Annotated in this window: 13 protein-coding genes; 7 read left to right on the top strand and 6 right to left on the bottom strand. The window is 69.0% G+C overall.

The window, feature by feature from the left end; all coding sequences use genetic code 11:
* The first annotated feature begins 65 nt into the window (after positions 1 to 65).
* The 5 genes from CJ179_RS45320 to CJ179_RS45300 all read left to right on the top strand — a co-directional run bounded on the left by CJ179_RS45320 (position 66) and on the right by CJ179_RS45300 (position 6936).
* Positions 66 to 2975, top strand: coding sequence for an FAD-binding and (Fe-S)-binding domain-containing protein (locus CJ179_RS45320; protein ID WP_095865784.1), 2910 nt, complete (start codon positions 66 to 68; stop codon positions 2973 to 2975).
* Position 2976: 1 nt separating this feature from the next.
* Positions 2977 to 3405: a pyridoxamine 5'-phosphate oxidase family protein gene (locus tag CJ179_RS45315; protein WP_072945856.1), complete on the top strand. Its 429-nt coding sequence runs from the start codon at positions 2977 to 2979 to the stop codon at positions 3403 to 3405.
* A gap of 142 nt (positions 3406 to 3547) precedes the next feature.
* A complete protein-coding gene (locus CJ179_RS45310) occupies positions 3548 to 5143 on the top strand; it encodes an FAD-dependent oxidoreductase (RefSeq protein ID WP_095865783.1) in 1596 nt (531 codons plus the stop codon).
* Positions 5140 to 5478, top strand: a complete 339-nt coding sequence (locus CJ179_RS45305; protein WP_072945860.1) for a ferredoxin family protein — start codon at positions 5140 to 5142, stop codon at positions 5476 to 5478. Before CJ179_RS45310 ends, CJ179_RS45305 begins: the two co-directional genes overlap by 4 nt.
* A 90-nt stretch (positions 5479 to 5568) precedes the next feature.
* Positions 5569 to 6936: a bifunctional lysylphosphatidylglycerol flippase/synthetase MprF gene (locus CJ179_RS45300; protein ID WP_095865782.1), complete on the top strand. Its 1368-nt coding sequence runs from the start codon at positions 5569 to 5571 to the stop codon at positions 6934 to 6936.
* Positions 6937 to 6946: 10 nt separating this feature from the next.
* Here the strand turns inward: CJ179_RS45300 and CJ179_RS51880 are convergent, their stop codons facing one another.
* The 3 genes from CJ179_RS51880 to CJ179_RS45290 all read right to left on the bottom strand — a co-directional run bounded on the left by CJ179_RS51880 (position 6947) and on the right by CJ179_RS45290 (position 9079).
* Positions 6947 to 7099 (bottom strand): hypothetical protein, encoded by a 153-nt coding sequence (locus CJ179_RS51880; protein WP_167372209.1) that lies wholly within the window; start codon positions 7097 to 7099, stop codon positions 6947 to 6949.
* A 128-nt stretch (positions 7100 to 7227) separates the two neighbouring features.
* Positions 7228 to 7635, bottom strand: coding sequence for a nuclear transport factor 2 family protein (locus tag CJ179_RS45295; RefSeq protein WP_095865781.1), 408 nt, complete (start codon positions 7633 to 7635; stop codon positions 7228 to 7230).
* Positions 7628 to 9079, bottom strand: coding sequence for a cytosine permease (locus tag CJ179_RS45290; RefSeq protein WP_095865780.1), 1452 nt, complete (start codon positions 9077 to 9079; stop codon positions 7628 to 7630). The genes CJ179_RS45295 and CJ179_RS45290 overlap by 8 nt, the downstream gene beginning before the upstream one ends.
* Positions 9080 to 9200: 121 nt before the next feature.
* Here CJ179_RS45290 and CJ179_RS45285 point away from each other — a divergent pair, with 121 nt between their 5' ends.
* Positions 9201 to 10712 (top strand): PucR family transcriptional regulator, encoded by a 1512-nt coding sequence (locus CJ179_RS45285; RefSeq protein ID WP_095865917.1) that lies wholly within the window; start codon positions 9201 to 9203, stop codon positions 10710 to 10712.
* Positions 10713 to 10715: 3 nt separating this feature from the next.
* Here the strand turns inward: CJ179_RS45285 and CJ179_RS45280 are convergent, their stop codons facing one another.
* Positions 10716 to 11771, bottom strand: coding sequence for a 2,3-butanediol dehydrogenase (locus CJ179_RS45280; protein WP_095865779.1), 1056 nt, complete (start codon positions 11769 to 11771; stop codon positions 10716 to 10718).
* A 190-nt stretch (positions 11772 to 11961) separates the two neighbouring features.
* Here CJ179_RS45280 and CJ179_RS45275 point away from each other — a divergent pair, with 190 nt between their 5' ends.
* Positions 11962 to 12603, top strand: a complete 642-nt coding sequence (locus CJ179_RS45275) for a restriction endonuclease (protein ID WP_072945870.1) — start codon at positions 11962 to 11964, stop codon at positions 12601 to 12603.
* Between the two features lie 252 nt (positions 12604 to 12855).
* Here CJ179_RS45275 and CJ179_RS45270 read toward each other — a convergent pair whose 3' ends face one another.
* Together CJ179_RS45270 and CJ179_RS45265 are read right to left on the bottom strand one after the other, a co-directional pair.
* The gene (locus CJ179_RS45270; protein ID WP_072945872.1) at positions 12856 to 13317 is read right to left on the bottom strand and encodes a 6,7-dimethyl-8-ribityllumazine synthase; all 462 of its coding nucleotides are present in this window, start codon (positions 13315 to 13317) and stop codon (positions 12856 to 12858) included.
* Positions 13318 to 13340: 23 nt separating this feature from the next.
* Positions 13341 to 13853 carry an Lrp/AsnC family transcriptional regulator gene (locus CJ179_RS45265; protein ID WP_072945874.1) on the bottom strand — a complete coding sequence of 171 codons (513 nt, stop codon included), beginning with the start codon at positions 13851 to 13853 and terminating at the stop codon, positions 13341 to 13343.
* Between the last annotated feature and the right edge of the window lie 94 nt (positions 13854 to 13947).

Genomic DNA, 13947 nt, shown 5'->3' with positions numbered 1-13947 from the left:
CGACGATGTAGCCATGGCCCCGCTGACGACGATTCCGGTTGCTGACTCCGAGAGCAGGGCTGCGCGTGGCTGAGCTGACGCGCCCCGCCGCCGAACTGCATGCCGAGCTCGCCGGGCTGGGCATCGACCTCGACACCGGAACGCGCCGGCGCGCCGAATACTCCTTCGACGCCTCCAATTACCGGGTGCCGCCGCTGGCCGTGGCGTTTCCGCACAGGCCCGCCGACGTGGTGGCGATCGTGCGGGCCTGCACCGACCGCGGCATCCCCGTCACCAGCCGCGGCGGCGGGACCTCGCTCGCCGGCAACGCGATCGGCAGGGGAGTGGTGCTCGACTTCTCCCGGCACATGAACCGGGTACGGGCCGTCGACGCGTCCGCCCGCACCGCCGTCGTCGAACCCGGCATCGTGCTGACGGACCTGCAGAAGGACGTGCAACTGGCGACGGACGGCGCGTTCACCTTCGCGCCCGACCCGTCCAGCAAGTCCCGCGCGACGGTCGGCGGCGCCATCGGCAACGACGCCTGCGGCAACCACTCCGTCCGCTACGGCCGCACGTCCGATCACGTCGTCGCACTCGACGTGGTGACCGCGAGCGGGCACCGGCTGACCGCCACCCGCGACGGGCTGCGGGCCACCGATCCCGACGACACGCCCGCGGTGGGCGAGGCCGCGCGGATCACCGCCGGACTCGACGAACTGACGCAGGAGCATCTCGGCGACTTCCGGCTCGAGCTCGGCCGCATCCCGCGCCAGGTGTCCGGATTTCACCTGGCGAACCTGTTGCCCGAGAACGGCTTCGACGTGGCCCGCGCGCTGGTGGGAAGCGAGGGGACGTGCGCGGTGATCGTGGCCGCGACCGTCGCGCTGGTGCCGGTGCCGTCCGCGGCGATGCTGCTGTGCCTCGGATACCACGACCTGGTGGACGCGGCCCGCGACAACGCGATCATCCTCGACTATTCGCCCGCCGCCATCGAGGGCATCGACTCGGCGATCGTCGACACCATGCGGCACCTCCGCGGCGCCGACTCCGTGGTCGGGCTGCCCGACGGTCAGGCCTGGCTGTACGTCGACCTCGACGGCGAGGACCTCGCGGAGGTCGAACTCCGCGGGGCAGAACTGGTCTCGAAGCTGCGTGCGGCCGGACGCCTCGTCGACTCGCGCGTCGTCGGGGACCCGGCGGAACGTGCGTCGCTGTGGAGGGTCCGCGAGGACGGCGCCGGACTGTCCGCCCGGCTCGTCGAGGGCGGCGAATCCTGGACGGGCTGGGAGGATTCCGCCGTCGCACCCGATCAGCTGGCCGACTACCTCGTCGACATCAAGGCGCTGCTCGCCGAATTCGACCTCACCGGGGTGATGTACGGGCACTTCGGCGCCGGCTGCATGCACATCCGCATCAACTTCGACCAGCGCACCGACGAGGGCCGGGACGTGATGTCGCGGTTCATCCACCGTGCCGCCGAACTCTGTGTGCGGTTCGGCGGATCGATGTCCGGTGAGCACGGCGACGGCCGCGCCCGGTCGGCGCTGCTGCCGATGATGTACACGCCCACCATGATGGCGGCGTTCGCCACGTTCAAACGCCTGTGGGATCCGGCGGCCGTGCTGAACCCCGGCAGCATCGTCGAGCCCGAACCGCTGCTCGGCAGCCTCGCCCTCGACGGCGTGAACCCGCGGGCCTGGCAGACCACCTTCGACCTCACCCCCACCAGCGACGTCCCCGTCGCACCGTTCGTCCACGCCGTCCAGGGCTGCATCGGGGTGGGCCGCTGCCGCGCGTCGACCGGCGGGGTGATGTGCCCCAGCTACCGCGCCACCGGGGACGAGAAGGACTCCACCCGGGGCCGGGCCCGCGCCCTGCAGGAGATGGTCCGCAACTCGCCGACCGTCGCTGACGGCTGGCGGTCCGAGGACGTCAAGGAATCCCTCGACCTCTGCCTGTCCTGCAAGGCCTGCTCCACCGACTGCCCCGTCGGCGTCGACATGGCCACGTACAAATCCGAGTTCCTCGACCACCACTACCGTGGCCGGGTGCGGCCGCTGTCGCACTACTCCCTCGGCTGGCTGCCGGTGTGGCTGAAGATCGCGGAACGCTCGGCGCCCGTGGTGAATCGGCTCACCGCCGGCCGGCTCGCGAAGGTCGCGGCCAGGCTGGGTGGTCTCACCCCGCACCGGTCGATGCCGGAGTTCGCGTCCCGCACGCAGATCCGCCACGAGGTCGGAGAGACGTCGCGGGCCGGCACCGCGGACGTCGTGATACTCGCCGACACGTTCACGCGTGGGTTCCGTCCCGAGGTGGTCGGGGCCGCGTCGCGGGTGCTCGCCGACGCGGGCCTGAGTTCGCAGTGCCGCAGCGACGTGTGCTGCGGGCTCACCTGGATCTCCACCGGACAGCTGAAGCAGGCCACCAAGACCCTCACCAGGGCCGCCGAACTCCTCGACGACGGCACCGACCGGCCCATCGTCGTCCTCGAACCGAGCTGCGCCGCCGCATTCCGGAAGGACCTGCCCGAACTCGTCCACACCGACGCCGCACGACGCGTCGCCGCCCGCATCCGCAGCTTCGCCGGTGCGGTGCTCGAACGCACCGAGTCCGGATGGAGCCCGAGTGTGCCGGTGCCCGAAGACGTCACCGTGCAGACGCACTGCCATGAATACGCGGTGTTCGGCGCGGCGGCCCAGCGGAAGGCACTGCAGGCCGTCGGGGTGCCGCGCGTGCGGGAAGCCACCGGATGCTGCGGCGTCGCAGGTAACTTCGGATTCGAGGCCGACCACTACGACCTCAGCATGCAGGTCGCGGAGCAGGCACTCGCCCCCGCGCTGCGCGAGAGTCCCGAAGATGCAGTAATACTGACGGACGGGTTCAGCTGCCACATGCAGGTGCGGCAACTCGATCCGAACCGATCGTCGAAACACCTCGCCCAACTGCTCGACCCCGCACCACCGTCGAAACCCGATCACCAGAGCGGAGACTGAAATGTCGCAGTTGTCGATGACCAGTGACGAACGTCAGAAGTTCCTCGCCGACGTGCACGTGGGGGTGATCGCCGTAGACCGCGACGGACGCGCCCCACTTGCCGTGCCCATCTGGTACGGCTACGAGCCCGGCGGCCAACCGTACGTCTGGACCGGGCGCGGCTCGCTGAAGGAGCGGCTGATCCGCGCCTCCGGCCGCTTCAGCCTCGTCGCCCAGCACGAGAAGCCGCCGTACCGGTACGTCAGCGTCGAAGGTCCGGCGGAGTTCGACGAAGCACCCACCGCCGACATCGTCCGCGGACTCGCCGCCCGCTACCTCCCCGCCGACGAGGTCGACCCGTTCGTGGAGCAGGCGTACGACGACAACGCGATCATCATCCGCATGCGGCCGGAGCACTGGCTGAGCGTCGACTACGGTCAGGGCGCATAGCGCCCGTGCGCCTTTCTGGTAGCTGGAACAACCAGAAAGGCGCACGGGCGATTCGGTTCACGATGATTCTGACGATGGCGGGGACGCCCGAAGTGCGGAAGCGTCGAAGGGCAGTTGTTCCGCCTCGACAGGAGCGCCCTTCATGACCGAACTTCTCGACCTGAGCACCGACGTCCTCGTCATCGGCGGCGGCCCCGCCGGAACGTGGGCGGCGCTGCGCGCACGCCAAGCCGGGGCGGACGTCGTCCTCGTCGACAAGGGGTACTGCGGAACCAGCGGTGCCACCGCGCCTTCGGGCACCGGCGTCTGGTACGTCGACCCCGACCCGTCCGCGCGGGCGAAGGCCAAGGCCAGCCGCGAAGCACTCGGCGGACATCTCGCCGATCACCACTGGATGGACCGCGTCCTCGACCAGACGTACGCGAACATGAATCTGCTCGCCGAGGAGGGCCGGTACCCGTTCCCGGTCGACCCCGACACCGGGAAGCAGATCCGCACCGGACTGCAAGGGCCCGAATACATGCGACGCATGCGCGCGTGGGTGAAGAAGGCGGGCGTCCGGATTCTCGACCACTCGCCGGCCCTCGAACTGCTCGTCGACACCGACGGCCGGGTGCGCGGCGCGGCGGGCTACCAGCGCCACGACGACCGCGACTACCGGATCGGCGCGGGCGCCGTCGTGATCGCGAGCGGCGGTTGCGCGTTCCTGTCCCGCGCGCTCGGCACGAACGTGGACACCGGCGACGGTGCGCTGATGGCCGCCGAGGTGGGGGCCACGTTCTCCGGCATGGAATTCTCCAACGCCTACGCGATCGTTCCCGCCAACTCCACCATCACCAAGACCGCCTACTACGGCTACGCCACGTTCTTCCACGCCGACGGCAGCGTCCTCGAGGGCGCCGGCTCCACCAAGGGGCGGTCGGTGATCGCGAAAACACTGCTGTCCGAACCGGTGTTCGCCCAGCTGGACCGCGCCGACGACGAGGTGCAGCGCCAGATGCGGCTCGGCCAGCCGAACTTCTTCCTGCAGTTCGACCGCCGCGGGATCAACCCGTTCACCGACCGCTTCGAGGTCAGCATGCTCGCCGAGGGCACGGTCCGCGGAACCGGTGGTATCGAGGTGGTCGACGACACCTGCGCCACCTCGGTGCCCGGGCTGTTCGCCGCCGGGGACGCCGCGACCCGTGAACGCATCTGCGGCGGCTTCACCGGCGGCGGCAGCCACAACTCGGCGTGGGCGATGTCGTCCGGCAGCTGGGCCGGAACCGGGGCCGCTCGATGTGCACGAACCGAACGTCGGGTCGCGGCGGGCGAACTGCTTCCCGCCGGCGGGGCCGGGCTGCGGCCGACGGGGCGGCCGGGGCTGGAGGCGTCCGCCGTCGTCGCGGCCGCGCAGGCCGAACTCATCCCGTACGAGAAGAACTACCTGCGAGACGGGACGCGGGTGCAGGGCGCGCTCGGCGAACTGGAGTCGCTGTGGACGGCACTGTCCGCCGGCCTCGGCGGCGACTCCGGCGACGAGCGGGTGCGTGCCCGGCAGGCCGCCGCGATCACCGCGGTGGGCCGGTGGATGTACCACTCGACGCTGGCTCGGACGGAGACCCGCGGAATGAGCAAGCGCGCCGACTACCCGGACCTCGACCCGGCACAGCACCACCACATCCTCACCGGTGGGCTCGACGACGTCTGGACCTCGACCGGTGCGGCACACGACGGGCTGTTGCGGGTGGCCTCGTGATCGAGGTGCTGCTGGCCGAGGCGTGCATCGGCTGCGACAAATGCGTCGACGCGTGCCCCACCAACGTGTTCGACCGCACCGACACCGGGATCCCCGTGATCGCGCGGCAATCGGACTGCCAGACGTGCTTCATGTGCGAGGCGTACTGCCCGGTCGACGCGCTGTACGTCGACCCGCAGTCCACCCCGCTCGTCGACGGTCAGCGCATCCCGGAGGACCATATCGGCCGGTACCGAGAGAAACTCGGCTGGGGCAAGGGGCGTGCCGCCGGCTCGCTCACCGCGGTCGGGCCGTCCCTGCCGCACGGTGCGCCGCCGCCACGGCTTCGCTCGTGAGTGCGTAACGAGTCCAGGGACTCCTTACCCACTCACGGGCGGCGGAGCCGCTAGATTGGAGGTACGGAACAGTCGTTTCCGGGTGCAGGGGTGCGCGTGCAGAATTCGAAATCGACACCGACGACCGTGCCCGGGCTGCGGGTCTACCGGCCCGAATCGCCCGCGGCGCGGATGGCGCTCGTCGGCGCCACTGTCGTGGTCGGCCTCGTGCTCATGTGGATGGCCGGACGGTCGGGTCCCGTCCGCACGTGGATGGTGGCGTCCGGAATCGCCGTCCTGCTCGTGGCCCGGGGACTGCACCTGCGACGGCCCGTCACCGTCACGCATGCGGCCGCGGCGGTGCTGATGGTGGCGGTCGCGGATGTGGCGTATTCGAGCGCACATTCGACCCCGGGGTTCCTGCTCCTCGTGGCCACCGGACCCGTCCTGATGCTTCCGGTGCGCAGCGTGCCGCAGCCCGAGGACCGTGCCCGCGTCTTCTCGCTGATCCAGCGGACCACGGACGATCCACTGTCGCCGTTCGCCCTCAATTCGGCGAAGTCGTACTACTTCAACGCGTCCGGCACCGCGGCGATCGCCTACCGGGCCCGGTCCGGGATCGCCGTCGTCTCCGGCGATCCCATCGGAGACCCGCTCGAGTTCGGCGCGCTCCTCGACGCGTTCGACGAGTTCGCGGCCGAACGCGGGTGGCGCGTCGCGGTGCTCGGCGCGGGGGAGCGGGTCACCCGGCTGTGGGAGATCGGCGGCGACACCCGAAAGCCGTTGACGGCGGTCCCGATCGGCCGCGACGTGGTGATCGACGTCGGATCCTTCACCCTGCACGGCCGGAAGTTCCGGAACCTCCGGCAGGCGGTGCAGCGCACCCGCAACGCCGGGCTCACCACCGAGATCGTCCCCGAAGCCGCGCTCGACGAACCGACACGCCGGGAACTCACCGACATCGTCGACGACGCCCGCGCCGGACACCAGCGCCGCGGATTCTCGATGATCCTCGACCACCTGCTCGACGGCACGCTTCCCGGTGTTCTTCTCGTGGTCGCCCGCGACTGCACCGGTCGCGCCGTCGCCTTCCAGCGGTACGGCACCGCCGATTCCGCCCGCGAGCTGAGCCTCGACGTGCCGTGGCGCGGTGACGGCGCACCGAACGGCACCGACGAACGCATGACCGTCGACGTCATCCGGTACGCCGAGCGGACCGGTGCGCGCTACGTCTCGCTGTCGTTCGCGGCGTTTCCCGAACTCCTCGACCCCGACGCACCCGGTGCCGGCGCCCGGCTCTTCCGCCGCGTCCTGCACCTGGGCGACGCGCTGATCGCGCTGGAGTCGCTGTACCGCTACCTCGGCAAGTTCCATGCGACGGGGAACCGGCGCTACGTGCTCCTGCGCTTCCGCTACCTGCTGCCCGTGGCGTTCGCGTGCCTGACGTTCGAATTCGTGCCGCACCGGGAACGGGACTGACGCTCGGGTTTCAGAAGTCGAAGTTCTTCTCGTTCGTCGCCGTGAGCGCGTCGACGACGGCCGCGAGATCGGTCTTGGAGACGTCCGCGGTCTCTTCTTTCGGAGTCGATCGCGTCGCCTTGTCCGGTCGGGTCTGGTTCTTGGCGGGCCGTTCGTCCGTCATCTGTGCACCTTCGCGATAGGCCGAGCCGGGCAGGGTTACTCACCAGTACACCGTCGGGAGCCTGCCTCCGCAACCCGGCGGGGTCCTGATGTGACGTGGTGCACGTCGAGCCAGTTATCTGTCAGCTATCAGACTGTGTTCGACTGGGGCGACAAGTGCTCGTGGACGGCGATCCAGTCCGAGCCTTCGCGGCGCCGGAACAGGATCGTCTCCCGCTCGTCGAGTTCGACCGTTCCCGTCGAATCCCGCACGGTGGTGCCGACCCGATGCGTCAGCACCGCGACATCCGGGGCCGGGAACGTGACGTTCTGCTCGCTGGAGCGGCACGCCAGGACGCGGAAACCGTCCGACTCCCACTCGGTCCACAGTTCTCGGTAGGCCTCGCGACTCGGCAGCGGCACCGGGTGGGTGTAGAAGACGAACGTCGCGTCCGGGCTGAACGCCTCGAAGTAGGCGGTCGTGTCGTGCTCGCCGAATGCCCGGATCAGCGCGTCGATCGCGTCCTGGACGTCTGCTGTCGTCGCCGTGTCAGCCATGAGCGGGTGTCTCCTCGACTGCCAGTGCGGCTTCGCTGTCTTCGATGAACCGTTCCTCGGTGTCGAGGTCGAGCGACCGGGACAGGAACCAGTACACGATCCCGGACACGGCGAGGCCGACCGCGAACGCGACGTCGACGTCACCGAGCGCCGCGGCGATCGGTCCGACGTAGAACGGCAGCACCATGAACGGAACGGACGCGACGATGCCGGCGAAGAAGGCGGTCATGCCCCGCCACGACCACATTCCGTACAACCCGTCCGGCGTGAACAGGTCGGTGATGGCGTAGTGCCCGCGGCGCACGAAGAAGAAGTCGGTGAGATTGACGGCGGTCCACGGCACGAGGAGGTACAGCATGATCAGCAGCGTCGTGTTCAGGACGGTCGTCGAATCGGTGAACAGCAGACTCAGCACCAGCCAGACCGCCGCCAGCGCGAGGACGGTCACCACCCGGATCCGGCGGGAGGGGGTGACCTTCCGGAAGGAGTCGATGCCGGTGATCACGGTGAGCATGCCGCTGTACGCGTTCAGGCCCATGGTGGCCACCAGTACGAGCGTCGCGACGAGGGCGAGCACGCTACCGAGGAACGGGACCACCGAGTTGCCGGCGTCGTGGATGCCGGCGAGCGCATCCGTCGCTCCGAGTCGGGTGGCCATCCACGCGCCCACCGGGATCAGCCAGACCGGCGACGCGGAGGCGCCGAGGAACACGGCCGACACGATCGCCGACGTCCGCGTGTTGCGCGGCAGGTACCGCGAGTAGTCCGACACGTACGGCGCGTACGTGATGTTGTAGGAGGCCGCGACACTGAACTGGGCGATGAACGCCAGCAGCGTGAACCCGCCCGTCGTGGCGCCCGCGCCGCCGCCGGCGTGCCCGAACACGACGCCCCACGTGAGGATGGCCCACAGCGGCAGCGACAGCCAGAACAGCACACGGAACGACAGATGCAGCAGGTCGTGGCCGTAGATGGCGAGGAGCGTCGCGACGGCGGTGATGACGACGGCGATGACGGCCGCGTTCCACCCGAAGATGCTGTGCAGGCCCGACTTGATGATGACGACGTCCACCACGTTGAACCCGACGTACGTGAACAAGGTCCCGATCAGCGCGAGGACGACACCGCGGTAGCCGAACTGCGCGCGGGACTGCACCATCTGCGGGAGTCCGAGGACCGGTCCCTGCGACGCGTGGAACGCCATGAACAACGTTCCGAAGAAGATGCCGAGAATGCCCGCGACGACCGTCCAGCCCAGCGACAGGCCGAGGGCGGGACCGACGAAGCCGATGGCCACCGTGAAGGGCTGGAAGTTTCCGACGAACCAGAAGGGGCCCTGGTCGCGGACCTTCCCGTGACGTTCGTCCTCGGGGACGTAGTCGATCGAGCGGGTCTCGATGGTGCCACCGAGGGTCGCGGCGGTGTCGCCGGAGTGATCTGTCACTGAAACTCCTAGGAGGTGCTGTGGCTCTGATCACTACTCTGCGCAGTGCGCCGCTCCGGCACCAGAGGCGAGATGTACAGTTCGTCTATTACGGTTGGGCAATTCGTACAAGGGGATGCCGGTGATCACCGTCCAGGACGTGCTGTCCGCTCCCACGCTCCGGCTCACGTCGATGAGCGGCACGGCCGGGGTGAACAACCCCATCACCGCAGCGCACGTGTCCGAACTGACGCGCCCGCGGGATTGGCTGCAGGGCGGGGAGTTGCTGATGACCGTCGGTCTCATGCTTCCCATGACCGAGGCCGGGTGCCGCGACTACGTCCGGGACTGCGTCGCGGGCGGGGTCGCCGCGCTGTGCCTGGGGCTGGGGCACGGGCTGCCCTATCAGGCACCACCGGCGCCGCTCGTCGAGGCGGCGCGTGAATTCGGCGTCCCGCTGCTCATCGCCCCCGATTCGGTGCCGTTCATCGCCATCACCAAGTGGATCTTCTCCCGGATAGCCGAGGAGGAGAAACGTGCGCTCGAGGACGCCATCGAATTGAGCTATCAGCTAACGGCGGTCGCGGCCGGACCGTCGCCGCTGAGCGGACTGCTCGACACGTGGCGTTCCGTCAGCGGCTCACTCTGCGCGGTGCTGGACGCGTCGGGCGGGGTCGTCCAACTCTCCGACGGGGTCGATGCGGCGTTCCTGCAGGACGCTGAGGATCAGGTGGGTCGCTACACCACCCGCGCCAGGGGCTGGACGGCGTTCGGCGGCGCCGGACGGCGGGAACTCGAACTGCACCCCGTTCGCATCGAGAACCCGCTCGCGTTCGTCGTGCTCGAGCGGTCGGCGGACAGCGCGCTGCGGCACGCGTCCAATGTTCTCGTCTCGCTCCTGTCGCTCGAACTCGAACGCCGTCACGTGGCCGGCGAACCCGAGCGGCAGCGGCGGGCGGCGGCGCTGGCGCAGTTGCTCCGGCCCGGACTCCGGCGGGAACGCGCGCATCAGATCGCCGCCGGCATCGGGCTGTCCCGCGACCCCCTGCAGATCGCTGTCGTGCGCTCCGCTCCCGACGCGGTGGCCGATCTGACCGTCCGGATCGGTTCGGCCCTCCCGGATGCCGTCCTGCGGCAGCGCAATTGGGACATCGAGATCGCGCACCCCGAGTCCGCCGGGCTCGCGGACCTGCTGTCCGGGGTCGCGGAGGGATGCGCGATCGGGATCGGCGCGCTGGTTCCCGTGGACGCGCTGGCCGTGTCGGCGATGCAGGCGCGGTCCCTCGTCGCGGTCAGTGCCCGGCTGGGCCGCGCCGTCGACGCCAAGGAGGGGGAGACCGTCCAGTTGCTGCTGCGCCTCGGCTCGGCCGACGTGCTCAGCGGCTTCTCGACCGCCGTCCTCGCACCCCTCGATCAGCTCGAGCCGCGCGAACGCGTCGAACTCCAGCGAACACTCGAGGAATGGCTGCGCGCCAACGGGGCATGGGACCCCGCGGCGGCCGCCCTCTCCGTGCACCGCAACACCGTCCGGAACCGGATCGACAAGATCGCTGCGCTGACCGGACGGAACCTCGACCAGGCCGACGACCGCATGGAGTTGTGGCTGGCACTCAAGGCCAGGGCGGTGACGCCGTCGACGGACGAACCCGACTGACTCTCACGCCCGGACCAGGATCTTCACCGCCGTGTCGTTGTGCTCGATCAACGTGGTGAGTCCCTCGGAGACCAGGTTGTCGAGTTCGATCCGGCCCGTGATGAACGGGGCCAGGTCGATCACCCCGCTGCGGACCATCTCGATCACCGCCTCGTGGTCGCGGACGTAGGCGATGGTGCCGCGCAGGTCGATCTCCTTGAGGACGAGTTTCTGCATGTCGACCGTCGCGGGCTTGCCCCAGATCGACACGTTCACCACCACGGCCGCGGGACGGACGGCGTCGAGGATGGTGTCGAGGACGGCGTTCACCCCCGCGCACTCGAACCCGAGATCGGCGCCGACGCCGCCGGTCAGCTCGAGCACCCGGGCCTTCACGTCCTCCGAGGACGGGTCGACGACGTGATCGGCGACCCCACTGGACAGCGCCTTCTGCTTCCGGGCGTCACTGAGTTCGGTGACGATCGTGGTGACACCCAGACCCCTCAGGACCGCGGCGACCAGGAGTCCGATCGGCCCGGCACCGCCGACCAGCGCGACGTCGCCGGCCTCGGCCCCGCTGCGGACGACCGCATGATGCGCGACGCTGAGCGGTTCGATCAGGGCCGCCTCGTCGAGCGGGATGTCGCCGATCTTGTGCACCCACCGGCGGTCGACCACCACCTTCTCACTGAGTCCGCCTCCGCCACCGGCCAATCCGATGAACCCCATCTTCGTACACAGGTGATAATTGCCCGCCGTGCAGGACGCGCACTCGTTGCACACGAAGTACGGCTCCACCACCACGTTGTCGCCCACCGCGACATCGGTGACGCCCTCACCGACCTCCTCCACCGTCCCGGAGAACTCGTGGCCCATCGTCACCGGCGCGTTCTCGTGCGACAGCGGATGCGGATGTCCCGGCGGGGAGATGAAGATCGGGCCCTCCAGGTACTCGTGCAGGTCGGTGCCGCAGATGCCGCACCACCCGACCCGGAGTTTCACGGCGCCGGGCCGTAGTTCCGGTTCGGGGATGTCGTCGATCCGGATGTCGCGTCGTCCGTGGAAGCGCGCTGCTCTCATGAATCCGCCCTCACCTCGTTGTGAACCTGCTGATGGGCCGAACGGTACGACGCCGGCACGCGGCCGGGAAGGGTTGCAGTGCGTTGCAATCCGACGACGACTGTGTGACGTTCACCGGCGGATAGCTGGTTTGGCCGGATCTGCGGGTACCTTCGAAGGGAAAGACTGGTTCGATCTGGGGGAGTGAGGCATGGCACGCATACGCACGGCGGCTGAAGCTGAAATCAATGCCGCCGAGCAGATGCAGAAGCTCGGTTACGGCGACGCGACAGCGCTACTCGGCGGCACGGACGGCGGCATCGACGTCTACTCGTCACGCGCGTACGCGCAGGTGAAGTGGCGCGGCGGCAGCGCAGGCAAATCGGATCTCGCGAACCTCTACGGCACCCGCGGAACCAGCCACGCCCGGAAACTGCTGTACTTCTCCGGCCCCGGATACACCGACGAGGCCGTCGACTACGCGGACGCCGTCGGCATCGCCCTGTTCCGGTGCGAACCCGACGGCGAAACCCCGCCGCTCGGCGCCCACGCCCCGAAACTGGTGGCCGCCGCTCGTAACTCGACGGTTGCGGTGACCCCGTCCCCGCCGCCCCCACCCGAGCCCGAGTCGCCGGCGCGCATCGTCGCCCGCAACGCATGGGCGATGATCGCGGGCTTCTTCGGCGCGCACTGGCAACTGCTCGGCGCCGTCGTCTGCACGATCGTCCTCATGATCGCCCCCTTCGGTGAGGGGAACGTCGGGCTCCGGGTGTTCGCGACGATCCTCGCCGTCGTCGGCGCGCCGGTGTTCTGGCTCCTCTTCGTCCAGCACCGGCACGCGAGGGCCGGATAGTTCGACCCCGTAACGATTTCGCTCGCGCCGACGACAGCCAGCGTGACTGTCGACATTCGAGTGGAATCGCGGAGATGAATATGGGCTTGATGAACGGCCTGATGGGTAATGCGGGAAAGATCGACCCGGCTGCGGTGCAGGCGATTCTGTCGCATTTCGTCGCCGGGTAGCGCACCCGACCCCCGAAATACGAGAACACCACCGCCGGTACGTACCGGCGATGGTGTTCTCGTTGCGGATTCGGGAGGCGCGTCAGTTCGCGGTCGGCAGCGACTTCAGCGATGTGACGGTGGCGACGCAGGCCCGCGCGGCCTCGGCGCCCTTCTTGACGAAGTGCTCGCCGAAGTAGGTGAGGTGCTCGTCGTGCTCGTGGAAGTGGTGCGGGGTCAGCACAACCGAGAACACCGGCACGTCCGTGTCGAGTTGCACCCGCATGAGGCCGTCGATCACCGCGGTCGCGACGAACTCGTGCCGGTAGATGCCGCCGTCGACGACGAGCGCGGCCGCGACGACGGCGTCGTAACGCCCCGTGAGGGCGAGGCGGCGTGCGTGCAGCGGGATCTCGAACGCGCCCGGTACCTCGAAGAAGTCCAGATCGTCCTTCGAGTAGCCCAGCGTGGTCACCTCGTCGGTGAAGCCGTCGCGTGCGCGGTCGACGATGCTGCGGTGCCACGTGGCCTGGATGAACGCGATTCGTCCCTGACTCTCACTCATGGTCTGAAACTACTGCACCGGTCCTAGCGGTGTGAACGGGGCAGTGCCGTCGACCGGCCCCACCCGGAGTCGTCGGTGAGGTGCTCGAGCAGCGGCTGAATCCGGTACGGCAGCGGGCTCGTCAGCGCGATGGTGGTCGTCGAATGCGTGATGCCGGGCAGGTTCGCGATCTTCTCCAGCAACTTCTGCAGCTCCGCGTGCGTGGACGTCGCCACCCGCACCAGCAGGTCCTCCCGGCCGGTGGTCGCGTGGATCTCGATGACCTCCGGCAGGTCGACGAGACGGTTGCCGACGGCGGTCAGCTTGCCCTGTTCGAGTTCCAGCCCGACGAACGCCTGGATGGGAATGCCGACCTCGGCGAGGTCGAGGTTGGGGCGGAAGCCGGTGAGCAGCCCGCTGGTCTCCATGCGCTTCATCCGGGACTGCACCGTGTTGCGGGCGACGCCCAGCGAGTTGGCGAGTTCGGCCACGCTCATGCGTGAGTCCTGGCCGAGCAGTCCGAGCAACTGCACGTCGAGCTTGTCGATGCTGAGCACTTTGGGTACCTCCGGGAAGTGACCACCGTCACCTGTTGCGTGAACTGATCAGTTGATCCGATTTGCATTGACCAAATCATAGAGCAGATACAGG

Origin of the sequence: Rhodococcus sp. ACS1 (assembly GCF_002300155.1) — a bacterium.
GTDB lineage: Bacteria > Actinomycetota > Actinomycetes > Mycobacteriales > Mycobacteriaceae > Rhodococcus_F > Rhodococcus_F koreensis.
Note: the sequence above shows the minus strand (reverse complement) of the source record. Positions and strands in the feature narration are given on the sequence as shown.